Source organism: Enterobacter cloacae complex sp. P47BA (assembly GCF_014930485.1).
GTDB classification, from domain to species: domain Bacteria; phylum Pseudomonadota; class Gammaproteobacteria; order Enterobacterales; family Enterobacteriaceae; genus Enterobacter; species Enterobacter bugandensis.
The window spans coordinates 110,795-134,335 of the sequence record NZ_JADBRF010000014.1 but is presented as its reverse complement, the minus strand read 5'-3'; the positions used below and the strand labels follow the sequence as shown (position 1 = coordinate 134,335).

Annotated in this window: 25 protein-coding genes and 1 tRNA gene; 10 read left to right on the top strand and 16 right to left on the bottom strand. The window is 54.6% G+C overall.

The window, feature by feature from the left end:
• Positions 1-16: 16 nt before the first annotated feature.
• Positions 17-1,033, top strand: coding sequence for a lipoate--protein ligase LplA (lplA, locus tag IM299_RS15500; protein ID WP_193357769.1), 1,017 nt, complete (start codon positions 17-19; stop codon positions 1,031-1,033).
• 61 nt (positions 1,034-1,094) lie between these two features.
• Here the strand turns inward: lplA and deoD are convergent, their stop codons facing one another.
• The 4 genes from deoD to deoC all read right to left on the bottom strand — a co-directional run bounded on the left by deoD (position 1,095) and on the right by deoC (position 5,386).
• The gene (gene deoD, locus IM299_RS15495) at positions 1,095-1,814 is read right to left on the bottom strand and encodes a purine-nucleoside phosphorylase (protein ID WP_003856538.1); all 720 of its coding nucleotides are present in this window, start codon (positions 1,812-1,814) and stop codon (positions 1,095-1,097) included.
• Between the two features lie 89 nt (positions 1,815-1,903).
• Complete coding sequence (gene deoB / locus IM299_RS15490) at positions 1,904-3,127, bottom strand: phosphopentomutase (RefSeq protein WP_059357846.1); 1,224 nt, start codon at positions 3,125-3,127, stop codon at positions 1,904-1,906.
• A gap of 53 nt (positions 3,128-3,180) precedes the next feature.
• A complete protein-coding gene (gene deoA / locus IM299_RS15485) occupies positions 3,181-4,503 on the bottom strand; it encodes a thymidine phosphorylase (RefSeq protein WP_041911290.1) in 1,323 nt (440 codons plus the stop codon).
• A 103-nt stretch (positions 4,504-4,606) separates the two neighbouring features.
• A complete protein-coding gene (deoC, locus tag IM299_RS15480; RefSeq protein WP_032644972.1) occupies positions 4,607-5,386 on the bottom strand; it encodes a deoxyribose-phosphate aldolase in 780 nt (259 codons plus the stop codon).
• A 262-nt stretch (positions 5,387-5,648) separates the two neighbouring features.
• On the opposite strand from deoC, the gene IM299_RS15475 reads away from it, so the two are divergent.
• Both IM299_RS15475 and IM299_RS15470 read left to right on the top strand, forming a co-directional pair.
• Positions 5,649-7,184, top strand: a complete 1,536-nt coding sequence (locus IM299_RS15475) for a YjjI family glycine radical enzyme (protein WP_193357768.1) — start codon at positions 5,649-5,651, stop codon at positions 7,182-7,184.
• Complete coding sequence (locus IM299_RS15470; protein ID WP_193357767.1) at positions 7,159-8,019, top strand: YjjW family glycine radical enzyme activase; 861 nt, start codon at positions 7,159-7,161, stop codon at positions 8,017-8,019. Before IM299_RS15475 ends, IM299_RS15470 begins: the two co-directional genes overlap by 26 nt.
• Here IM299_RS15470 and IM299_RS15465 read toward each other — a convergent pair.
• The 8 genes from IM299_RS15465 to IM299_RS15430 all read right to left on the bottom strand — a co-directional run bounded on the left by IM299_RS15465 (position 8,014) and on the right by IM299_RS15430 (position 14,376).
• Complete coding sequence (locus IM299_RS15465; RefSeq protein WP_193357766.1) at positions 8,014-8,796, bottom strand: TatD family hydrolase; 783 nt, start codon at positions 8,794-8,796, stop codon at positions 8,014-8,016. The two genes, IM299_RS15470 and IM299_RS15465, sit on opposite strands and share 6 nt — an antisense overlap.
• A complete protein-coding gene (locus IM299_RS15460) occupies positions 8,793-9,845 on the bottom strand; it encodes a patatin family protein (RefSeq protein WP_041911294.1) in 1,053 nt (350 codons plus the stop codon). Before IM299_RS15460 ends, IM299_RS15465 begins: the two co-directional genes overlap by 4 nt.
• A gap of 120 nt (positions 9,846-9,965) precedes the next feature.
• On the bottom strand, positions 9,966-10,127 hold the full coding sequence (locus IM299_RS15455) for a DUF1328 domain-containing protein (RefSeq protein ID WP_003856556.1): 162 nt from the start codon (positions 10,125-10,127) through the stop codon (positions 9,966-9,968).
• Positions 10,128-10,254: 127 nt separating this feature from the next.
• The gene (gene osmY, locus IM299_RS15450) at positions 10,255-10,872 is read right to left on the bottom strand and encodes a molecular chaperone OsmY (protein WP_028015434.1); all 618 of its coding nucleotides are present in this window, start codon (positions 10,870-10,872) and stop codon (positions 10,255-10,257) included.
• Positions 10,873-11,172: 300 nt separating this feature from the next.
• Positions 11,173-12,762, bottom strand: coding sequence for a peptide chain release factor 3 (gene prfC / locus IM299_RS15445; protein ID WP_028015433.1), 1,590 nt, complete (start codon positions 12,760-12,762; stop codon positions 11,173-11,175).
• A 91-nt stretch (positions 12,763-12,853) separates the two neighbouring features.
• Positions 12,854-13,531: a pyrimidine 5'-nucleotidase gene (yjjG, locus tag IM299_RS15440; protein ID WP_041911295.1), complete on the bottom strand. Its 678-nt coding sequence runs from the start codon at positions 13,529-13,531 to the stop codon at positions 12,854-12,856.
• Positions 13,532-13,550: 19 nt separating this feature from the next.
• Positions 13,551-13,994, bottom strand: a complete 444-nt coding sequence (rimI, locus tag IM299_RS15435) for a ribosomal protein S18-alanine N-acetyltransferase (protein WP_028015431.1) — start codon at positions 13,992-13,994, stop codon at positions 13,551-13,553.
• A complete protein-coding gene (locus IM299_RS15430; RefSeq protein ID WP_041911296.1) occupies positions 13,963-14,376 on the bottom strand; it encodes a DNA polymerase III subunit psi in 414 nt (137 codons plus the stop codon). Before IM299_RS15430 ends, rimI begins: the two co-directional genes overlap by 32 nt.
• A gap of 102 nt (positions 14,377-14,478) precedes the next feature.
• Here IM299_RS15430 and rsmC point away from each other — a divergent pair, with 102 nt between their 5' ends.
• On the top strand, positions 14,479-15,507 hold the full coding sequence (rsmC, locus tag IM299_RS15425) for a 16S rRNA (guanine(1207)-N(2))-methyltransferase RsmC (RefSeq protein WP_047367286.1): 1,029 nt from the start codon (positions 14,479-14,481) through the stop codon (positions 15,505-15,507).
• Between the two features lie 174 nt (positions 15,508-15,681).
• A tRNA-Leu gene (locus tag IM299_RS15420) sits at positions 15,682-15,768 on the top strand.
• 41 nt (positions 15,769-15,809) lie between these two features.
• Here IM299_RS15420 and IM299_RS15415 read toward each other — a convergent pair.
• The gene (locus tag IM299_RS15415; RefSeq protein ID WP_193357765.1) at positions 15,810-16,079 is read right to left on the bottom strand and encodes a DUF1435 domain-containing protein; all 270 of its coding nucleotides are present in this window, start codon (positions 16,077-16,079) and stop codon (positions 15,810-15,812) included.
• Between the two features lie 216 nt (positions 16,080-16,295).
• Between IM299_RS15415 and IM299_RS15410 the strand changes: the two genes are divergently transcribed.
• Complete coding sequence (locus tag IM299_RS15410; RefSeq protein ID WP_045631112.1) at positions 16,296-17,360, top strand: GGDEF domain-containing protein; 1,065 nt, start codon at positions 16,296-16,298, stop codon at positions 17,358-17,360.
• A gap of 94 nt (positions 17,361-17,454) precedes the next feature.
• Positions 17,455-18,243 (top strand): siderophore-iron reductase FhuF, encoded by a 789-nt coding sequence (fhuF, locus tag IM299_RS15405; protein ID WP_028015426.1) that lies wholly within the window; start codon positions 17,455-17,457, stop codon positions 18,241-18,243.
• A 95-nt stretch (positions 18,244-18,338) separates the two neighbouring features.
• On the opposite strand, the gene IM299_RS15400 is transcribed toward fhuF, so the two are convergent.
• Positions 18,339-19,685 carry a PTS sugar transporter subunit IIC gene (locus IM299_RS15400; RefSeq protein WP_028015425.1) on the bottom strand — a complete coding sequence of 449 codons (1,347 nt, stop codon included), beginning with the start codon at positions 19,683-19,685 and terminating at the stop codon, positions 18,339-18,341.
• Positions 19,686-20,013: 328 nt separating this feature from the next.
• Between IM299_RS15400 and IM299_RS15395 the strand changes: the two genes are divergently transcribed.
• Entirely contained in the window at positions 20,014-20,472 is a 459-nt protein-coding gene (locus IM299_RS15395; RefSeq protein ID WP_023331967.1) for a YbaK/EbsC family protein, read from the top strand.
• A 40-nt stretch (positions 20,473-20,512) separates the two neighbouring features.
• Here IM299_RS15395 and bglJ read toward each other — a convergent pair whose 3' ends face one another.
• The gene (gene bglJ, locus IM299_RS15390) at positions 20,513-21,148 is read right to left on the bottom strand and encodes a DNA-binding transcriptional activator BglJ (RefSeq protein WP_041911299.1); all 636 of its coding nucleotides are present in this window, start codon (positions 21,146-21,148) and stop codon (positions 20,513-20,515) included.
• Complete coding sequence (locus IM299_RS15385) at positions 21,145-21,882, bottom strand: LuxR C-terminal-related transcriptional regulator (protein ID WP_048957173.1); 738 nt, start codon at positions 21,880-21,882, stop codon at positions 21,145-21,147. The genes bglJ and IM299_RS15385 overlap by 4 nt, the downstream gene beginning before the upstream one ends.
• 409 nt (positions 21,883-22,291) lie before the next feature.
• On the opposite strand from IM299_RS15385, the gene IM299_RS15380 reads away from it, so the two are divergent.
• Both IM299_RS15380 and IM299_RS15375 read left to right on the top strand, forming a co-directional pair.
• Positions 22,292-23,068, top strand: coding sequence for a threonine/serine exporter ThrE family protein (locus IM299_RS15380; protein ID WP_028015422.1), 777 nt, complete (start codon positions 22,292-22,294; stop codon positions 23,066-23,068).
• The gene (locus tag IM299_RS15375; RefSeq protein ID WP_041911301.1) at positions 23,059-23,532 is read left to right on the top strand and encodes a threonine/serine exporter; all 474 of its coding nucleotides are present in this window, start codon (positions 23,059-23,061) and stop codon (positions 23,530-23,532) included. The genes IM299_RS15380 and IM299_RS15375 overlap by 10 nt, the downstream gene beginning before the upstream one ends.
• Positions 23,533-23,541 lie beyond the last annotated feature (9 nt).

The following is a 23,541-nucleotide window of genomic DNA, read 5'->3' as shown; positions in this document are numbered from 1 at the left end:
GAAAAGGAACTCTGCCATGACGACGTTACGCCTGCTTATCTCTGACTCTCACGATCCCTGGTTTAATCTCGCGGTTGAAGAGTGCATCTTCCGCCAGATGCCCGCCACCCAGCGCGTCCTGTTTCTCTGGCGTAACGCCGATACGGTGGTCATCGGCCGCGCGCAAAACCCGTGGAAAGAGTGCAACACCCGGCGTATGGAAGAGGACAACGTCCGTCTCGCACGCAGGAGCAGCGGCGGCGGCGCGGTGTTTCACGATCTGGGCAATACCTGCTTTACCTTTATGGCGGAAAAACCGGAATACGACAAAACTATCTCTACGTCTATTGTGCTCAACGCGCTCAATGCGCTCGGCGTGACGGCTGAAGCCTCGGGGCGGAACGATCTCGTGGTCAAAACGCCCGAGGGCGACCGCAAGATCTCCGGCTCCGCCTACCGCGAAACGATGGATCGCGGGTTCCACCACGGCACCCTGCTGCTGAACGCCGACCTGAGCCGTCTGGCGAACTACCTTAATCCTGATAAGAAAAAGCTCCAGGCTAAGGGCATTACCTCTGTGCGCGGACGCGTGGCGAATCTGGTGGAGCTGCTGCCGGGGATTACGCACGAGCAGATTTGCGACGCGATCCGTGAAGCGTTCTTTGAACATTACGGCGAGCGCGTGGATGCGGAAGTGATTTCGCCGGATAAGACCCCGGATCTGCCCAACTTCGCCGAAACCTTTGCACGCCAGAGCAGCTGGGAATGGAACTTCGGCCAGGCCCCGGCGTTTTCACACCTGCTGGACGAACGTTTTACCTGGGGCGGCGTGGAGCTGCACTTTGACGTGGAGAAAGGCCACATTACCCGCACGCAGGTGTTTACGGACAGCCTCAACCCGGCACCGCTGGAAGCGCTGGCGGCCCGCTTGCAGGGCTGTTTGTATCGGGCGGATATGCTGCAGCAGGAGTGCGACGCGCTGACAGGGGATTTTCCGGAGCAGGAAAAAGAGCTGCGGGAGCTGTCGGCGTGGATTGCACAGGCCGTGCGCTAAGTGCGGTTTGGTGCCCTCACCCCGGCCCTCTCCCACAGGGAGAGGGAGGGAAGAGACAGAATTACTCTTTATCGCCCAACAGAACGGATTCCAGCGCGATTTTGATCATGTCGTTGAAGGTGGTCTGACGCTCGGCAGCGGTGGTCTGCTCGTGGGTACGGATGTGGTCAGACACGGTGCAGATGGTCAGCGCTTTCGCACCAAACTCAGCCGCCACGCCGTAGATACCGGCCGCTTCCATTTCCACGCCCAGGATGCCGTATTTTTCCATCACATCAAACATGTCGCCTTCTGGCGAGTAGAACAGATCGGCAGAGAACAGGTTGCCCACGCGTGCGTCAACGCCCAGCGCTTTTGCCGCGTCAACCGCGTTACGCACCATGTCAAAGTCAGCGATTGCCGCAAAGTCATGATCCTTAAAGCGGATGCGGTTAACTTTGGAGTCGGTACATGCGCCCATGCCGATCACCACGTCACGCAGCTTAACGTCCATACGCACCGCACCGCAGGAGCCTACGCGGATGATTTTCTTCACGCCGAAATCGGTGATCAGCTCTTTGGTGTAGATGGAGCAGGACGGGATACCCATGCCGTGGCCCATAACGGAGATTTTGCGGCCTTTATAGGTACCGGTGAAGCCCAGCATGCCGCGAACGTTGTTCACTTCACGCACGTCTTCGAGGAAGGTTTCTGCAATGTGCTTCGCGCGCAGCGGGTCGCCCGGCATCAATACGACGTCAGCGAAATCACCCATTTCTGCATTAATGTGAGGAGTTGCCATCTTCAGTTCCTTTTACATTGTTTATTCTTTACACCCTCTCCCTGTGGGAGAGGGCCGGGGTGAGGGCATCAGACCGCACCCAACATGATTTAGAACATGGCTTTACCATATTCCATGTCAGACGTACCAAAGTATTTCGCAATGGTCTGGCCGATGTCCGCGAAGGTTTCACGGTGACCGAGCGAGCCAGGCTTCACTTTCGGGCCGTACACCAGTACCGGAATATGCTCACGGGTGTGGTCGGTACCGGTCCAGGTTGGGTCACAGCCGTGGTCTGCGGTCAGGATCAGAATGTCATCTTCCCCCACCAGCTCCATCAGCTCCGGCAGACGGCGGTCAAACAGCTCCAGGCCCGCAGCATAACCGGCTACATCGCGACGGTGGCCCCAGGAGGAGTCGAAGTCCACGAAGTTGGTGAAGACAATGGTCTTATCGCCTGCTTCTTTCATCTCTTTGATAGTGGCATCGAACAGCGCATCCAGACCGGTCGCTTTCACTTTTTTGGTGATACCGCAGTTGGCGTAAATGTCCGCGATTTTACCCACGGAAACAACCTGACCGCCTTTCTCGTCGACGAGCTTTTGCAGCACGGTAGGTGCCGGTGGCTCAACGGCCAGGTCATGACGGTTACCGGTACGCTGGAAGTTACCCGCTTTGTCGCCGATAAACGGACGCGCGATTACGCGGCCAATGTTGTAGCCGCCTTCGGTCAGCTCTTCACGGGCGATTTCGCACAGCTCGTAGAGTTTATCCAGGCCAAACGTCTCTTCGTGGCAGGCAATCTGGAACACGGAGTCAGCAGAGGTGTAGAAAATCGGCTTGCCGGTTTTCATGTGCTCTTCGCCGAGCTGATCCAGAATCACGGTGCCGGAAGAGTGGCAGTTACCGAGGTAGCCCGGCAGGTTGGCACGCTTCACCAGCTTATCGAGCAGCTCCTGCGGGAAGCTGTTCTCATGATCGGAGAAGTAGCCCCAGTCAAACAGCACCGGCACGCCGGCGATTTCCCAGTGACCGGACGGGGTATCTTTCCCGGAAGAGAGCTCGTGCGCCCAGGCGTAGGCGCCCACCACTTCCGCGTTGCCGTCCATACCGGCTGCGATTTTACCGGTAGAGCCTTCATGTGCTTTTACCAGCCCGAGGCGGGTCAGGTTAGGTAGAGTCAGAGGGCCTTTACGACCGTTGTCCGCTTCGCCTTTTGCACAGGCTTCCGCGATGTGACCCATGGTATCGGAACCCACGTCACCAAAACGTTCTGCATCTTCGGTTGCGCCGATGCCGAATGAGTCCAGCACCATAATAAATGCACGTTTCATAATTGTTCTCCGTACTTAGTGCTTCATAAAAATGCGATCAGATCAGTATACCGCTATTCAGTGATACGACGATAGACCGTCGGTGTGGTTTCCGGTGCTTTATCGTCAAGAGATATTGCCGCTTTCACCGCTTTCGCCGCGTCCTGCCAGCTGGCTTCGTCTTTCGCGTGGATCACCGCCAGCGGACGTTGGCCGTCGACGCTATCGCCCAAACGGGCCATGTCGGTAAAGCCGACGCTGTAATCAATGGTGTCCGATGCCTGACGACGACCGCCACCCATAGATACAACAGCCATGCCAAGCGCGCGGGTGTCCATGGCGGAGACAAAACCTTCGCCATCCGCATAAACAGCTTTGCTGAGCATCGCGGTCGGCAGGTATTTCGCGTAGTTTTCGACGAAATCGGTCGGGCCTTTCTGCGCCGCCACCATGCGGCCAAAGATCTCCGCCGCTTTGCCGTTGTCCAGCACCGCCTGAAGCTTCGCGCGGGCTTCCGCGTCGTCTTTGGCCAGCTTGCCGGAGATGAGCATCTCAACGCACAGCGCCATGGTGACATCGAACAGGCGCGGGTTACGGTATTCACCTGTGAGGAACTGCACGGCTTCGCGGACTTCAACCGCGTTACCGGCGCTGGAGGCCAGCACCTGGTTCATGTCGGTCAGCAGCGCGGTGGTGCGCACGCCCGCGCCGTTGGAGACGCCAACGATCGCTTCGGCAAGCTGAGCAGAGAGTTCATAGGTCGGCATAAACGCGCCGCTGCCCACCTTCACGTCCATCACCAGCGCGTCCAGCCCTTCCGCCAGTTTTTTGGCGAGGATAGAGGCGGTGATCAGCGGGATGGAGTCTACGGTGGCGGTAATATCACGCGTCGCGTAAAAACGCTTGTCTGCCGGAGCAAGAGAGCTGGTCTGGCCGATAATCGCCACGCCAACGTCTTTAATAATATCGCGGAAGCGATTGTCATCCGGGAAGATATCGAAGCCCGGAATGGCTTCCAGTTTGTCGAGCGTACCGCCGGTGTGGCCCAGGCCGCGCCCGGAGATCATGGGAACATAACCGCCGCAGGCTGCCACCATAGGGCCGAGCATCAGCGAAGTCACATCACCCACGCCGCCGGTGGAGTGTTTGTCCACAATCGGGCCGTTGAGGTTGAGGCTTTTCCAGTCCAGAACGGTTCCTGAATCTCGCATCGCCATGGTCAGCGACACGCGCTCAGGCATCGACATATCGTGGAAGAAAATGGTCATCGCCAGGGCAGCAATCTGCCCTTCTGAGACGGTGTTGTCACGAATGCCGTTGATGAAGAAGCGAATTTCTTCGTCGCTTAAAGCAAGACCATCACGTTTTTTACGAATAATTTCTTGTGCGAGAAACACGGTAACCCCCATGCGGAATCGGGTGAATGGCGGCGGGTACGCTTACCCGCCCTGCGATCCTGTAGGCCGGATAAGCGAAGCGTCATCCGGCATTGTCTGGCAATCAGTAGCTGCTTGCGCTCTTACCGTCGCCGTGACCCAGCGCCTTCAGCAGGCTTGCCAGCAGGCTGGACGCGCCGAAGCGGTAGTGGCGGGAGTCAGCCCACTCAGCGCCAAACAGTTCGTCGGCAATCGCCAGGAACTGCTGCGCGTCTTCCGCGGTACGTACGCCGCCCGCAGGTTTGAAGCCCACGGTTTTGGATACGCCCATATCGCGGATAACTTCCATCATGATGCGCGCGCTTTCCGGGGTCGCATTGACCGGCACTTTACCGGTAGAGGTTTTGATGAAATCCGCACCGGCTTTGATGGAGATTTCTGACGCCTTACGAATCAGCGCCTCTTCTTTCAGCTCACCGGTTTCGATGATCACTTTGAGCAGCACGTTTGCCGCCGCACACGCGTCTTTACAGGCTTTCACCAGGTCAAAACCGACCTGCTCGTTGCCGGCAATCAGCGCGCGGTACGGGAACACCACGTCAACTTCGTCTGCGCCGTAGGCAATTGCCGCGCGGGTTTCCGCCAGCGCAATCTCAATGTCGTCATTGCCGTGCGGGAAGTTAGTCACGGTTGCAATGCGCACGTCCGGCGTGCCCTGCTCTTTCAGCGTTTTGCGGGCAATCGGGATAAAGCGCGGGTAGATACAGACGGCGGCGGTGTTACCCACTGGCGTTTTTGCCTGATGGCACAGGGCGATGACTTTTTCATTGGTGTCGTCATCGTTCAGGGTGGTCAGGTCCATCAGCTTCAACGCGCGCAGGCTGCTTGCAGTTAAATCGGTCATAACATTCTCCAACGGCAGTGCCGTATAAATTTTACCTTGCGGGTCTGTGAGTATTCTAACATTCACCCGCATCCACACTTCGACATTCATCACAGTTAATGAAAACTGCGTACAAATTTGCATTACTGTAATGAGATCTTCTTCAAACTTTAGCGTGCAAGTTGCTGACTAAAGCAGCGATACCCCTTGTTGGATCAAAAGCGCCGGCAGGCTGGCTTCCTACAATCCGTTCATCATCCGCAGAACATTCAAGGAAGTGAACATGCCCGACGCCCTGCAACAACGTTGCCAGCACATTGTGACAAGCCCGCTGTTAACCCCGGAGCAAAAACGTCATTTTCTGGCGCTGGAAGCGGAAAATTACCTGCCCTACCCGACGCTATCTCCGGCCGCCCGCGCCGCGCTGGACGAGGGGTTTATCTGCGACATGTACGAAGGTCATGCCCCCTACAAACCGCGTTACGTGCTGCCGGATTATGAAAAATTCCTGGCTAACGGTTCGGAATGGCTGGAGCTGGAAGGCGCGAAAGATCTTGATGACGCCCTCTCTCTGTTAACTATTCTCTATCACCATGTTCCTTCAGTGACATCAATGCCGGTCTATCTGGGGCAGCTTGATGCACTACTGAACCCGTATGTTAGAATTCTAACACAAGAAGAAATCGATAGCCGAATAAAACGTTTCTGGCGCTATCTCGACAGAACGCTGCCCGATGCGTTTATGCATGCCAACATCGGGCCCGCCGACGGCCCTGTCACCCGTGCCATTCTGCGTGCAGATGCTGAAATGAAGCAGGTTGCACCCAATCTGACCTTTATCTACGATCCCGATATCACCCCGGACGATTTACTGCTTGAGGTGGCAAAAAACATTTGTGAATGCAGCAAACCGCATATTTCAAACGGTCCGGTGAATGATAAAATTTTCACAAAAGGCCGTTTTGGCGTGGTGAGCTGTTACAACTCTCTGCCGCTGGCGGGCGGTGGCAGCACCCTGGTGCGCCTTAACCTCAAGGCAATCGCCGAACACAGCACATCCATTGACGACTTCTTCACCCACACGCTACCGCACTACTGCCAGCAGCAAATCGCCATCATCGATGCGCGCTGCGATTTTCTGTACGGGCAATCCGGCTTCTTTGAGAATAGCTTCCTGGTAAAAGAGGGGCTGATTGATGCCGATCGGTTTGTGCCGATGTTTGGCATGTACGGTCTTGCCGAAGCGGTGAACGTACTGTGTGAGAAAGCAGGCATGGCGGGGCGTTACGGGAAAGACGAGCAGGCCAACGGGCTGGGTTATCGCATCAGCGAACAGCTTGCGGCGTTTGTTGAAAATACGCCGGTGAAGCACGGCTGGAAGCATCGCGCGATGCTTCACGCCCAGTCAGGCATCAGCTCCGATTCGGGCACCACGCCGGGGGCGCGTCTGCCGTACGGTGACGAACCGGATCCTGTCAATCATCTGCTGGCCGTAGCGCCGCACCATAAACACTATCATTCCGGGATCAGCGATATTTTAACGCTGGATGAGACGGTAAAACGCAATCCGCAGGCGGTGGTTCAGCTTTGCCTGGGGGCGTTCAGGGCCGGTATGCGTGAGTTCACCGCGAATGTGGCCGGTAACGATCTGGTACGCGTGACCGGCTATATGGTTCGCTTGTCGGATCTGGAGAAATACCGGGAAGCGGGTTCAAGAACGAACACCACGTGGCTGGGGGAAGAGGCCGCACGCAATACCCGTATTCTGGAACGTCAGCCGCGCGTGATAAGCCATGAACAGCAGATGCGCTTTAGTTAGTCAGGTCATCCCCTTCTCCTGCGTGGACGGGCCGGGCAGCCGCCTGGCGCTGTTCCTGCAGGGCTGCAACCTGCGCTGCAAAACCTGCCACAACCCGTGGACCATCGGGCGCTGCAACGACTGCGGGGACTGCGTGCCCCACTGCCCGCACGACGCGCTGACCATTCAGGCCGGACGCGTCTGGTGGCAGGAGAGTCACTGCCAGCAGTGCGACACCTGCCTGCGCCTGTGCCAGCAGCAGGCCACGCCCATGGCGCACCGCCTGAGCGTCGACGAGATCCTCGTTCAGGTCCGTAAATCCGCGCCCTTTATCGAAGGGATCACCGTGAGCGGCGGCGAAGCCACAACCCAACTGCCGTTTTTGATCGCCCTATTTACCGCGATCAAAACCGATCCTGAGCTACATCATTTAACCTGCCTGGTAGACAGCAACGGTCTGCTAAGCGAAACCGGCTGGCAAAAACTGCTGCCGGTGCTGGATGGCGCAATGCTGGATCTCAAAGCGTGGGGGAATGAACATCACCGCTTCCTGACCGGACGCGAAAACCCGCAGATTAAGGAGAGCATTCGCTGGCTGGCAGACCGTCACCGTTTGACGGAGCTCCGCTTGCTGGTCATCCCGGAACAGTGTGATTATCTGGAACATATCAAACCGTTGATCGCGTTCATCCTCGAGTTGGGGAATGTTCCGGTGCGTATTAACGCGTTTCATGCACACGGAGTTTACGGCGAGGCGGCGTCATGGCGTAGCGCCACGGAGGAGGATATTGAACCGCTGGCGCGGGCGCTGGAAAAACAGAAGATAACGGTGATTCGTCCGGCGCTTTATCTATAGCGTGATGCCAAAAACCGAACGGGTATTTTCGAGCAGCGCGCTGGCAATGACCTCTTCAGGTTCCTGACGCAGTTCGCACAGCACGTCAAACACCCGCGCCGCCTGTTCCGGGCGATTCGGCTGCCCATGAAAACCATTCAGCGGCATATCGGGGGCATCCGTTTCCAGTAACAGCGCAGAGAGAGGCAGCTGCGCCATTACGTCACGGGTTTTACTGGCGCGCGGATAGGAGATGGTGCCACCGACGCCAATTTTATAGCCCAGTTCAATAAAACGCTGCGCCTGCTGCAGGCTGCCGGAAAAACCATGCACTACGCCTCTTCGCGGCAGGTCGATGCGCTTCAGGTGCATCGCCAGTTTGTCATGAGTGCGTCGGGAGTGGAGGATCACCGGCAGATCGTGACGCTTTGCCAGCCGAAGCTGCGCGTCAAGGATCGTCTGCTGGCGTTCAAACTGCGGATCTTCGCGATAGAGATCGAGGCCGATCTCGCCGATGGCGACAAGTTTCTCTCCTGCACGTTGCAGCACCCGATCCAGCTCTTCGAGATGCTCATCACGATGGCGCTCAATCACAATCGGATGCAGGCCGAGCGCGGCATAAAGCGCGGAGTATCGCGCGGAGAGATCCAGCACGCGGGTAAAATAGGCCGCTTCAACCGACGGCACAATGATGGCCTGCACGCCGGCTTCGGCAGCTTTCGCAATGCTTAGCGCTTCATTCCCCGTAAACGGCGGGAAATCAAAGTGGCAGTGGGTATCAACAAAGCGGTGCGTCACGCCAGATCCTCATTATCCAGTAAAGCGTCATTCGCCTGCGGAATGTCCAACAGCGGCATGGTCAGGGCGTCATTGGCGACAATTGCAGGTGGCGTAATAATGCGTTTATGCCGATGCAGAGGCGGTTGCTCGGCCAGCATTTTCCCGACGGTCGCCAGGAAGTAACGCCCGCACAGCCGCCCCGTTTTGTAATCCATACGCAACGCAGGCAACCGGCTGCCCAACGCCATGCTCAGCAGCGGCTTAGGCGGATAAATTTCAAAGATGCGCAGCTTGCCCGGGGGTTTTTCAATAAAGCGCTGCATCGCGCCGTAGGTGGTTTCATGCTGCTTCGCGATGTTCACCAGCGGCTGCAGGCTGCTGTCGCCCAGCCAGCGCTCCATCCGCTTAAACCACTGGGGGGTGTAATACATTTGCGACGGAACGGTACGGATCACCACGATAGTTTTCGCCCCGCGTCGCGCGGCTTCCTGCACCGGCACCGCGTCGCTGATGCCGCCGTCCAGATAGCTGATGCCATCCAGCAGCGCGCCGGTACGATAAAAACCGGGAATAGCGCTGGAGGCGCGGATGATGTCGAGCCAGTTCTCCTTCTGCGGTGAGAAATAGCCCGGCGAATAGTCATCCCCCCGGCTGGCGCACATCCAGAATTCTTTGCCGCTATCAAACAGGCGGGCAGCGGTATCCATGGCCAGCGGCATCTGGCTGGAGGTCGACTCCAGCAGCCAGTCGAGATCGATCAGGTTGCCGCCGCGCACGAAGCGCACCGGGTTAAAAAATTCTTTCGCCGTGGTGAAGCGCATGATCACTTTTCGCGCGTAGCCGGGCTGGTTACAGACATAGGCAGAGAGATTCTGCGCCCCGGCGGACGTGCCGAAGTAGAGGTCAAACGGGTTGAACTGCGCGCGCATAAATTCATCCAGCACGCCGGCGGTGAAAATGCCGCGCTGTCCTCCCCCCTCGCAGACCAGTGCGAGTTGACCCGCACTAAACGGTTTTAACGTCAGCGGCGCAATATTGCCGAGCGTAACGGGAATTCGTTGCCCCACCTCTGCTTTCCTTTTTTGATTATTTTATCACTCCACAGTAACGCACCCGACCTGTAACGCAAATAAGAAAAAGCCAGTCGCAGTGACTGGCTTTATTTTGTTGAAGGAATATTGCGTTTGCTACGGACGTCTACGACCCGTAAACAGGCTGACCAGGAACAGAATAATACCGACGACGAAGACAATTTTAGCTGCCCATGCCGCTGTACCTGCCAGACCACCAAAGCCCAATGCGGCGGCAATTAACGCGATAACCAGAAATATAATGCCCCAACGAAACATAAGCTTCTCCTTTACCATAGTTAATGTCGGCCGCTAAACGTGAGCGCTCAGGTCACTCACCGGCGTTTTTCCAGAGTCGTTCTTATTTCGCCCGCAGGGTTAAACCTTACGGGCGAATGGTCCAGAATTACTTCGTTTTCAGATCGTTTTTAACGCTTTTAACACCATCAATGGCTTTCGCAATTGACTCGGCGCGTTCACTTTGCGCCTGTGAATCAACCGTACCGGAAAGCTGAACCACGCCATCGGTGGTTTCCACTTTCACCTTACGAGACGGCACGATGTCATCTGCTAACAGTTTAGCTTTGATTTCGCTGGTAGTAGCGGCATCACCGGCATAACCTTTCACCGAGGCGTTTTTACCGTCGCGAACGTGCAGTTTATCGCTCACGGATGCGACACCTTCGACACCCTTCGCCACCTTCACAGCCTGTTCGGCCTGGGCCTGGCTTTCAACAAAGCCACTCAGGGTAACGACCTTTTTGTCGGTCTTAACGGAAATATCGGTGCTCTTGATGGCTTCATCATCCACCAGTGCGGCTTTCACTTTTGCTGTGATAGAGCTGTCGTCCATGAAATTACCGACTTTATTCATAGAGCTATCGATTTTTTGCCCTGCGGTGTCGGCCGTGGACTGTGCTTTATCCATGGTGCTGCTTTCCGCCAGGGCGGAACCGCTAACCAGAACGCTACCCAGTGTTACAGCCAGCAGAGTTTTAGAAATCTTCAGTCTTGTCATATTCATCGATGTATTCCTGTGTTTTACCCGTTATTCGGGCTAAATACTTCCTTAGTAGTTTTATATATCGCGAATAAACACACGGGTGAAATGGAGAACCAATCGACATGCATTGAACAGTTAATTCATCCATGCCCGGTGCTAAACACTGAGTTAAATATAGATCACTCTCACAATGCCGCTTTCAGAATTGCGTAAAAAACGCGCGAATAGCGTGAATTTGCGGTGAATTAAGAACATTCCGCAAGGGACTAATAAGACAGGAATAAAAGAAGAGCACGGCGATTGCCGTGCTCCGGGAGGGGATTAGTGTTCGCGCGTTTTGCGGAACTGAACGTCTGGATAACGTTCCTGCGTCAGGTTCAGGTTGACCATCGTTGGCGCGATATAGGTCAGGTTGTCGCCGCCATCGAGCGCCAGCTGAATTTCGTTCTTACGCTTAAATTCTTCGAATTTCTTCACGTCAGAACACTCAACCCAGCGCGCGGTCGCCACGTTGACCGATTCGTAAATCGCTTCCACGTTGTACTCGCTCTTCAGGCGCGCAACCACCACGTCGAACTGCAGCACACCGACCGCGCCGACAATCAGATCGTTGTTGGCGATTGGACGGAACACCTGGACGGCACCCTCTTCAGAGAGCTGAACAAGGCCTTTCAGCAGCTGTTTCTGCTTCAGCGGATCGCGCAGACGAATGCGACGGAACAGCTCCGGTGCGAAGTTCGGAATACCCGTGAACTTCATCATCTCGCCCTGGGTGAAGGTATCGCCGATCTGGATCGTACCGTGGTTGTGCAGACCGATGATGTCGCCCGGATATGCCTCTTCAACGTGCGAACGGTCGCCCGCCATAAAGGTCAGCGCGTCGGAAATCACGACATCTTTACCGATGCGCACCTGGCGCAGCTTCATGCCTTTCTCATACTTACCGGACACCACGCGCATGAAGGCCACGCGGTCGCGGTGTTTCGGGTCCATGTTGGCCTGAATTTTAAAGACGAAGCCGGTGAACTTCTCTTCTTTCGCTTCCACTTCGCGGGTGTCGGTTTTACGCGGCATCGGCTGAGGTGCCCACTCCACCAGACCGTCCAGCATGTGGTCAACGCCGAAGTTACCCAGCGCGGTACCGAAGAAGACCGGGGTAATTTCGCCGCTCAGGAACAGTTCTTTGTCGAACTCGTGAGACGCACCCTTCACCAGCTCCAGCTCGTCGCGCAGCTGCGCGGCCAGCTCTTCGCCAACGGCGGCATCGAGATCCGGGTTGTCCAGACCTTTCACAATGCGCACTTCCTGAATGGTGTGGCCTTTACCGGTCTGATACAGGTAAGTTTCGTCTTTATAGAGGTGATAAACCCCTTTGAACAGCTTACCGCAGCCAATTGGCCAGGTGATTGGCGCACAGGCGATCTTCAGCTCGTTTTCCACTTCATCCATCAGCTCCATCGGATCGCGGATGTCACGGTCGAGTTTGTTCATAAAGGTGAGGATCGGCGTATCGCGCAGACGGGTAACTTCCATCAGCTTACGGGTACGATCTTCTACACCCTTCGCGGCGTCGATCACCATCAGACAGCAGTCCACCGCCGTCAGGGTACGGTAGGTATCTTCGGAGAAGTCTTCGTGCCCCGGGGTGTCCAGCAGGTTCACCAGGCAGTCGTGATACGGGAACTGCATCACGGAGGTGGTAATCGAAATACCACGCTGCTTTTCCATCTCCATCCAGTCAGATTTTGCATGCTGGCTGGAGCCACGGCCTTTAACGGTACCCGCAGTCTGGATCGCCTGTCCGAACAGCAACACCTTCTCGGTGATGGTCGTTTTACCGGCATCCGGGTGCGAGATAATGGCAAAAGTACGGCGCTTGGCCACCTCTTGCAGATAAGGAGACAACGTCATAATTAAATCTTCTTTTATAAGCGCGGCAGCACGCCACGCATCATGGAATACAAAATTGCGGCTATTTTACCCATCAACGGGGGGCAGGCAATCATTGTTTACACAGGAGTTGCTCCAGTTCGGTCAATGACGTGACGGTCCAGGTTGGCTCGATGCCTTCAGGCTTCACGCGGCCATGCGCATTCAGCCAGACGGTCGACAAACCTGACTTCATACCGCCAAGAATATCAGACTCTGCGGTATCACCCACCATCAGCACGCGATCGCGGTCGGGATTACCGGCCTGCGCCAGTGCATAATCGAAAATTCGCGGATCCGGTTTCGGCACCCCAACCTCTTCGGAGATCACCAGTGCGTCAAAATGATCGCGCAGGCCGGTGCGCTCAAGGCGGATTTGCTGCAGCGCGGTAAAACCGTTGGTGATGATCCCCAGTTTCACCTTGCCTTTCAACGCATTCAGCAGGGAAACCGCGCCCGGCAGGGGCGCACAGATATCGGCCATGGCGTTAAGGAAAGCCTCGTTCAGCGTCCCCGGACTGACCTTTAAGCGCTCCGCCCAGACGTCAAATCGCTGGTGCTGAAGTTGTAACGCAGTGATGGCACCGTTCTGGTAATCCACCCACAGCGGCTTGTTGACCGCCTGATAGTCCTGAAAATCTTCGGCGGTGAAGGTCACGCTATAGTCGAGAAACATCCGCTGTAGGCCGCCGAACGAGTCAAACGTAAACAGCGTTTCGTCGGCATCAAAGAAAATCCAGTCCCATTTCATCGTTACAACCTTATATTCGTTATCCAATTGGCAGAGCCATGATAATGGCGTCTTCACGTCCCTCTGCGGTGGGGTAGTAGTTACGTCGGACTGTCGCCTCGTTAAAGCCTAAGCTTTCATAGAGCGCGATGGCGGCGACATTCGACGCGCGCACCTCCAGCCACAGGGTGAAAACGTCGCGGGTTTCGAGCTCACGAATGAGATGCTCAAGCAGTTCTCTGCCCAGCCCACGGCGCTGAAACGCCGGGTCGACGGCGATGTTAAACAGCGTCGCCTCGTCAAGAACCACCTGCGTGATGGCAAACGCGGCCAGGGTGCCGTCAACGTCCAGACGGTAGTTCAGATAGCGCTCGCCCTGATTGCTGGCAAACGTTTTTTCGCTCCACGGAAAGGCGTGGGCGCGTGTTTCAATCGCGAACGCTGCGGTCAGGTCAGGCGTCGTGAGGGAAGAAATCGTGTTCATATTCGCAGATTTGTTGCCATAGCGCGCTGCGCGCCTTTGGATTGGCTTTCAGCTCGTCCAGCGCTGGTGAGCTGATTTGGCTCCCCTGAAGAGAGATGTCGTTTGTCTCTCCGATGCGCCAGCTGTTACAGCGGCTATCAGGAGGAAGCATGGCAACCCGTTCCGGCGTCAGCTGTAAGACCTGGTCGGGCGTCAGCTTCAGGCTGCGAAGGACATCACCGATCAGGGGCTCATTCAGGGCAGGCAGTTCTTCCGCCACCATCACCAGCCGAACGTGCGCGGGGATGGAGATGGCGATTTCGCCCTGCAACGCCGTCGGGCGACGCAAAGCCCACTGGGTGATGCCCAGCTGCTGCAACTGCCAGTCTCGTCGGGATGTCATAGGGATAACTCCTGTCTCTCAGGCGCGCAAATATAGCAAATGTGTCGAAAGTGCGCCATCTACCTACTATAATCCCCGCCTGAGTTTATTGAGGAACAATTCATGTCTGCATTTACCCCGGCAAGTGAAGTCTTGCTGCGTCACAGTGATGATTTCGAAGAAAGCCGTATTCTGTTTGCCGGAGATATGCAGGATGACCTGCCCGCGCGTTTTGACTGTGCTGAAAGCCGTGCCCACACCCAATACTACCACCACTGGCAGGTGCTGAGCCGCCAGATGGGCGAGCGCGCACGCTTCAGCCTGGTGGCGGAGCAGAGCGATATTGCCGACTGCGATACGCTGATCTACTACTGGCCGAAGAACAAGCCGGAAGCCCAGTTCCAGCTGATGAACCTGCTCTCCCTGCTGCCGGTTGGCTGCGATATTTTCGTGGTCGGTGAAAACCGCAGCGGTGTCCGTAGCGCCGAGCAGATGCTGGAAGCCTACGCGCCGCTGACCAAAGTCGACAGCGCGCGCCGCTGCGGTCTGTATCATGGCCGTCTGGAAAAACAGACAACGTTTGATGCGCAGGCATACTGGGACGAGTACCAGCTTGACGGCCTGACCATCAAAACCCTGCCGGGTGTCTTCAGCCGTGACGCGCTGGATACGGGCAGCAAGCTGCTGCTCTCCACCCTGACACCGCACACCAAAGGCAAAGTGCTGGACGTGGGCTGCGGCGCGGGCGTGCTTTCAACGGTGCTTGCCAGCCATTCACCAAAAGTGCGTTTAACGCTGTGTGACGTGAGCGCCCCGGCGGTTGAAGCAAGCCGCGCAACGCTTGCGGCCAACGGCATTGAAGGAGACGTGATTGCCAGCAACGTCTTCTCTGACGTCACCGGCCGCTTTGACATGATCATCTCTAACCCGCCGTTCCACGACGGGATGGAAACCAGCCTCGAAGCTGCGCAAACCCTGATCCGTGGCGCGACTCGTCACCTCAACAGCGGCGGCGAGTTGCGCATCGTGGCGAACGCCTTCCTGGCGTACCCGAAAGTGCTGGACGAAACCTTCGGCTTCCACGAAGTGATCGCCCAGACGGGCCGCTTTAAGGTCTACCGCACCGTGATGACGCGTCAGGCAAAGAAATAATTCGCCATACAATGCAGGCCGGATAAGCGCCAGCGCCATCCGGCAAGCAGGCGTCGCAATTCCGTCCATTTTTGCAGCAATCAATAAAAGGTGCGCACTTTTCTGTTGACGTAAAGCTGAAAACATCTAGAATGCGCCTCCGTGGTTACGATACTTTTACAGTATCGATGGTATGCGAAGGTGGCGGAATTGGTAGACGCGCTAGCTTCAGGTGTTAGTGTCCTTACGGATGTGGGGGTTCGAGTCCCCCCCCTCGCACCAATTATCTTATCTCCCTTCTGTAATACCTCTTATTTTCCCTGTTATTTCAAACTCATCATTATCACCAGAATTGCGCTGACTAATGCGACGCATGATGGCAGTAACACATAATGGCGTAGGTGCTTATGCCAGATCATGCCTGACGTCATCAGCAGCCCTGACACAATGATGGCCTTCCAGCTTTCGATGGAGAGATCGGCAAACATCAAACCGACAAGGATTACGCCCGGCAGCAATACTCCCCATGCACTTCCCAGCGCCCTGTTCAACATACATCGCCCTTTCATAACGATAATGATAAACAATATCATATGATAAAAATTATCATTTGTCAGCGCGGTGAAGCAAAAAAAATCGCCCTTTCCCCTTATGTAGAATGACAGAAATTTCCTAAGGTGATAAATTGCTCACCTGTTAACTACACATAAACTTTTTCTTATAATTACGCTTTGAGTTTTTTGCATAATTAAGTGCGAAACCACACCTATTCATCTGTTTTAATTAAGTTTTAATAAAAACGCACGACTATGACATCACAATCCTGGCGGTCTTTGGTTCAAAGAAAATATCAATTATCGTTACGTTTATTTTTATTTCTGAACGCAACGTCAGCCGTGTTCTCGGTAACAAACCCGCTCTATTCTGTACGCGTGTTTTCTGCCCCTCTGATTGCTATTTTCGCGATCAGTACTGGTCTGTTCGTCTGGCACTGGAAAAAGCGCGCGCGGAAGATAAATATTCCTGCCGTTTCAGCAATCTTTGGTATTTTGTGGGCCTGGCAAATAGATTCGAAATTTTCGCTAATTACCCATGACCAGGCGATGTATTTGATAATAGCTTTACTCACGGTGCTTTTTATCGGAACGCTGGCCTTCGCCAGTAATATCAAAGCATTTACGCTGCACTCGCTCCCCGCCTTTATTGTCTGCCTGTGGTTAAGTGACCAGGATATATGGCTAAGAATGTCCTATTCTTTCGCACTTCCTGTGGTGGCTATTGCTATTCATAACATTTTGCAACGGCGCAACGATCGCTTCGCCCAGGAGCTGCTCTCTCGCCTGCTGGAAGAACGGGAAACTCTGACCGATCTCAGTATGATGGACCCGCTAACCGGGCTCTATAATCGTCGCGGCCTGCAGAGCCGTCTGGAGAATCTGCCGGCGGTAGAAAACGGCGAACATTTTGTTCTTTTGATGGATATCGACCACTTCAAAGCCTATAACGACCATTATGGCCATATGATGGGTGACCAGGCGCTGAAGCGCGTCTCTGCGGCAATTCGTGATGCCGTCCGCTCGCGCGATATTGTGGCGCGTTTCGGTGGGGAAGAGTTCATGGTGCTGCTGACGAATATTTCACTTGAACACGCCCGCCATACGGCAGAGCGGATCCGTCAGAAAGTCTATGATTTGAAAATCCCCCATCTGTTCAACGAAAGCGTCGCCACCAATGTCACCATCAGCATCGGTATTGCCATTTTCGAAAACGAGGACGTGGAAAGCGCTCTGGAGAGAGCGGACAGAGCCCTCTATGAAGCAAAGCATTTAGGTCGCAATAACATTCTGCTGAGTGAAGAGCTACAAACCGCTTAAGCGCGTCTTCGGTTAATCAGGACAAAAGTCTTGCCATTGATATGAGCAATAGTTAGGATTGGCAATCATTATCATTTAGATTTCTATCTCAACTATGGCTACGCATACCGCACACATCGTTGAACCACTCCTCTGGCGAGCGCCCCTCACCAGCGGGAATGCGTCGCTTGCGGATGCCATACGGGACAAAATTGCTAAGACGCGCGCCCACCTGCTGGACTTTATCAGGCTTGATGAAGCGCCCCCGCACCACGCCATGACGCTCGCTGAGTGGCAGCAGCCCTCTACGCTGCAGTCGCTGCTTGCAACCTATTCCGACCATATCTATCGCAATCAGCCGACCCTAACGCGGGAAAATAAACCTCTGCTTTCCCTGTGGGCACAGTGGTATATCGGGCTGATGGTTCCCCCGCTCATGCTGGCGGTATTAACCCAAAAGAGCATGCTGGCGCTCTCCCCGGATCATTTTCACGTCGAGTTCCACGAAACTGGCCGAGCAGCCTGCTTCTGGATTGATCTGCACGAAGATCGCGGCGCAGAGCAGTTCTCTGCTCAGGAACGTCTGGAACAGCTTGTCATCCAGGCCCTGATCCCAGTGGTAGAGGCACTTGAAGCAACGGGCGAGATTAACGGGAAGCTTATCTGGAGTAATACCGGGTATTTAATTCACTGGTATTTAACAGAAATGAAGCCGCTGCTTGGCGATGAGAAAGTGGAGGCCCTGCGCCAGTCCTGCTTCTTTGCCAAACAGCTTTCCGATGGTCGCGATAATCCGTTATTCCGTACCGTTGTGCTCCGTGACGGGCTTCTGGTACGCCGTACCTGCTGCCAGCGCTATCGCCTGCCGGACGTTAAGCAGTGCGGGGATTGCACGCTGAAGTAGTGCAGTGAATTGCCCGGTGACGCTTCGCTTACCGGGCCTAAAAAAACTCGACTCGTAGGCCGGGTAAGGCGCAGCCACCGCCCGGCACAACGTCTTTAAGCCACCTGCTGATTGTCCTCTTCCCCATTACGCTGTGCTTCTTCCGCTTCCTGCTCCAGCAGCTGCTTCTCGTACACTTTGAAGAACGGGTAGTAGATGATTGCCGACACGCAGGCCAGAACCACAACCAGGATAGCCGCGCGGAAATCCCAGCCCAGGGCCCATGCTGCGCCTATCGGCGCCGGTGCCGTCCAGGGAACCACTGAAATAACACGACCAATCAGATCAAACGTCATCGCCGCCCAGGCCAGCACGGCGTTAACCATCGGGGCTAGCAGGAATGGAATAAAGAACACCGGGTTCATTACGATCGGCGTACCGAAGATAACGGGTTCGTTGATGTTGAAGAAGCTGGGCACCACGCTCAATCGGCCAATAGAGCGTAAATGCGCTGAACGGCTGCGCAGATAGCAAATCACCAGACCCATCGTCGCACCCGACCCGCCAATCACGATGAAGAACGTCCAGAAGGCTTCCATAAAAATATGTGGCAGAGGATGGCCGGCAGCCAGCGCGGTCTGGTTCGCTCCGAGGTTAGTCAGCCAGAACATCTGCAGCATCCCGGAGACAATAGCCGCCCCGTGGATCCCGGCGAACCACAGCAAATGACCAATCAACACCGCCAGCAGGATCGCGGGCAGCGAATCCGCCGCGGAAACCAGAGGCTTGAAGATGGACATAATTGCCTGCGGGATCAGCATGTCAAACTGAGACTGAATCACCAGGCTCAGCGGATAAAGCGTTAACACCACCACCAGCACCGGGATCAGCAGATCAAAGGAGTTTTTGATCATCGGCGGCACCTGGTCCGGCAGGCGAATACCGATGTTATGCGCCTTCAGGAAACGCATCATTTCAACGCAGTAAATTGCCACCAGAATGGCGGTAAAAATACCCGTTCCACCCAGGCTGTCGACGGGAAGCGTGCCTTTGGTTTTCGGGGCGGCAACCAGCAGAAACGCCATCAGCGACAGCATGGCGCACATGAACGGATCCAGCTGGTGCGTTTTGACATAATGTTTGCCAAGGTTATAGGCGATGGCCGCGCAGATATAAATGGACATAATGCCCATCGTCATATCAAACGGCGTCAGGATCTGGCCTTCAAACTGCTTCGCCATATCCAGCCAGGCGCGTGCGAAACCCCAGGTGGTATCAGGCGAAAACGGTGGGTAAGCAAACACTAATAAAAATGAACCCACAATCATGAACGGCATCGCGGAGATGAACCCATCACGGATAGCCATGACATGACGCTGGGACGAGATCCGCCCGGCGATCGGGCTCACGTAATTTTCAACGAAACGGAATATCAGATTAAACGCAGCATGGTTGGCAGACATGGTTGATCTCCTGTCAGACGTTTATTACAGGCGCGCTCGCGCCGCACGTTGTTCCATAAATCAGCTTCACAACCTTGCTGGCTTGCGTACCAGCGGTACTGCTCAGACGAAATGGTTTCATAATTGGCTCTTATTATTGGATACAGGGGACGTTACATACTCAGTATTAATCTACGCATCACGCTCTGCAACCGGTTACTGTAACCGGTTTCTGTGATTGTGAAGAGGATCCAGAAATCAGCCATCCTGGATATTTGTTACTTAAGAGATATTTACAGAGCATAAATTCTTATGACAGATTACGCAGGATATTTGTCAGGAGGAAACAATGAGTTTGCAGTCCGTACAGCAGTTTTTTGCCGACAACGCGCCGGAAATTGAGGTAATAGAACTTAGCCAGAGTACGGCTACCGTTGCGCTGGCTGCTGCCGCCCACCGTGTAGAGCCGGGACAAATCGCCAAAACCCTATCGTTGAAGGTTAAAAATGAGGTGATTCTGGTGGTGGCGAAGGGTGATGCGCGTCTGGATAACAAAAAACTGAAAGACACGTTTGGCGCGAAAGCACGCATGCTCAGCAGTGATGAAGTGGTTACCGTGACGGGTCATCCCGTTGGTGGCGTCTGCCCGTTTGGGCTTGAAAACCCACTTGCGGTTTACTGCGATATCTCTTTAAAACAATACGCTGAAGTGCTCCCCGCCGCTGGCGCTATCCATAGTGCCGTACGTATTTCTCCGGACAGAATGGCAGAGCTGACTTCAGCAAAGTGGGTTGATGTGTGCATCTGAATGACGCGCCAGGGCATATCTGGCGCGCAAAAGGTACAGGTTACAAAAATGTCGGTTTGCTTAGCCCCACAGTTCGCGGTTCTCTAACCGGAAGATGGGTAAGAATATCCGCTGCATCAAGCAATCCTACGTCAGAATTCACCCCTAGCTTCACCATCGCATTAAACTTATGCGCGCGAATAGTCTTGATATTGCGTTCAAGCTGCGCCGCGATTTCGGGAATGGAATATCCGCATGACATATAACGTAAAATTGCTCTTTCCGTTGGGCTTAACATCCGGTTCTGACTGCAGTACCAGTGGTTAAGCATATTGTCATTAATGCGCAGCGTTTCGCTCAACAATACCACTAACTCCTTCAGCAGGTGTTCAAGGGTCACCGATTTACTGACCACACCGTGAAGACGTGAAGGCGAAAGATGGCTAATCAACCTCGCCTCCATCTCATCCGAGACCAGGATAATGCGCTGAATATGGCTATGCGTAAACGCGAGATCCCGCAGATGCGCCAGGCAGTTACGTCGTTCTTCTCGCGCATCGGAAAGCGAATAGATCAGCGAGAAAAAATTCACGTGTTGCAGTGCTTTCTTAAAGCCATCAAAATCATTAAACAGGTGCAGTTGATATTGGCTGAGTTCAGGCTGCGTAAAAAGATGCTGCAGCCCGACCGCACTCATCGAGCAATTTTCGATGATGGCGATATGTCTTGTTGAATCGGTTTTTTCCATTCCTCGAACTCTCCATAGGCTGACATTAAACTCAGCTCTCTCATTCCCTGTGTACTGTTGATCCAGGCGTACATATCGGCATTACTCCGCAATGACAGCCTTCGCATCGCACTGTTTTTCTGCGCACTGATCGTTTTATTGCTCTTTTTAAGCAACGTAGCGATTTGGTTAATCCCCCACCCTTTGCCTAACAGGCGAAGCACCTTACGTTCTGAGTGCGTGAGCGCAATAAAGTGTTCTTCGTCATCCTCACTTTCCTCAGGTTCTGGGGTTAATAACGTCTGGCTTATCCGTTCTGCGCGTTCACTCCCTGCCCGGATAGCGTTAACGACACCTTCGATAGGTTCCATATCAGAAAGCAGCGTGCTTTCCGGCCGCATAAGCAGCTCAACGGCAATAGGGTAAAACGGCCGGGAGACCAAAAAGATCCAGTGGATTTCCCGGTACTGGTTCAGTAAGCGGTAATACTCTTCGAGCGTACCCCGTGGGTTCCTGTATTCGCCTGAAACGTCGGCGATAATCACATCTGCGCGGCGCAACTGAAGCAGGGTTAACTCCTGCAGTGAGCGGCAGTAGGTCAATTCAAAATCGGGGAAATGACGTGCCATCACGTCCCCTAACCCATTCTGCATGACGGGTATCCGGCTAATGACAACGCCATGCTTATCAGGCAACGACAACATAGACCCTCCGTGTCCATTTTCCTTCGGTGCGTCATGTAAAACGCACCAGGGTATAAATATTTTCTTCCCTGAGTATAAAAAGATTAATACAAGCAGAAGATGAGATATGTTCTTAGTTTAGGAAATGCCTAAAACAGCGCTAATATCTCACAAAGCGCAAATCAATTTAATTGTGCAGACATTAAAATATCAACAAAATAAAATTAGAATTTCTAAATACAAATATTTTATTATTTCAGATTAATAATTCATCGTATTAATAAATTAATCCTGTAAGTCGTCGTGACGAGGGGGGGTAACTGTTTGCATAAACCTTGATCTGACCCACAGCAAGAGCCACTGCACTTTGTGCTAAAAGTAGGCGTTACGGGCCAACCGGCAACTATTCACCTTATCTTCGGGATAATACATGCAGGCAGATCGGTCAACGCAGCGTGCTATCACGCGGCTCTGTATTCAGTGCGGTCTTTTTCTGCTCCAGCACGGCGCGGAAAGCGCGCTGGTCGAGGAGCTTTCAACCCGGCTGGGGCTGGCGCTGGGGATGGACAGCGTTGAGAGCGCTATCTCGTCCAACGCCATTGTGCTGACCACCATTAAAGACGGGCAGTGTCTTACGTCCACCCGTAAAAATCACGACCGCGGCATTAATATGCACGTTGTAACCGAGGTCCAGCACATCGTCATCCTGGCTGAGCATAAGCTTCTCGATCTCAAGGAGATTGAAAAACGTTTTAACCAAATCAAGCCATTACGTTATCCACGCTGGCTGGTCGTGCTCATGGTGGGGCTGTCATGCGCCTGTTTTTGTAAGCTCAATAAAGGCGGCTGGGACGGCGCGATCGTCACCTTTTTCGCCAGCAGCATCGCCATGTACGTGCGCCAGCTGCTGACGCACCGGCAGCTGCACCCGCAAATTAACTTCTGCATTACCGCGTTTGTTGCCACTACGGTGTCTGGCCTGCTGCTGCGCCTGCCGCAGTTTGCCGCTACCCCGACGATTGCGATGGCCGCCAGCGTGCTTCTGCTGGTGCCGGGCTTCCCGCTGATTAACGCCGTTGCCGACATGTTTAAAGGGCACATCAATACCGGCCTGGCACGCTGGGCTATCGCCAGCCTGCTGACGCTGGCGACCTGCATCGGCGTGGTGATGGCGATGACGCTGTGGGGGTTACGAGGATGGGCGTGATAGATTTTCTGCTGGCGCTGGCACAGGACATGGCCCTGGCGGCCATTCCTGCCGTCGGCTTTGCGATGGTATTTAACGTTCCGCAACGCGCTCTGCCGTGGTGTGCGCTGCTGGGCGCAATTGGCCACGGCTCGCGAATGGTGATGATGACGGCGGGCTTTAACATCGAATGGTCGACGTTTATCGCCTCTATGCTGGTCGGCAGCATCGGTATTCAGTGGTCGCGCTGGTATCTGGCGCATCCGAAAGTGTTCACCGTCGCCGCCGTTATCCCGATGTTCCCCGGCATATCTGCCTATACGGCGATGATTTCCGCGGTGAAAATCAGCCATTTTGGCTACACCGAGCCGCAGATGATTCTTCTCCTTAGCAACTTTCTTAAGGCGTCCTCCATCGTCGGTGCGCTCTCTATCGGGCTGTCGATACCCGGGCTATGGCTCTACCGCAAACGCCCGCGCGTTTGATATTTGTGT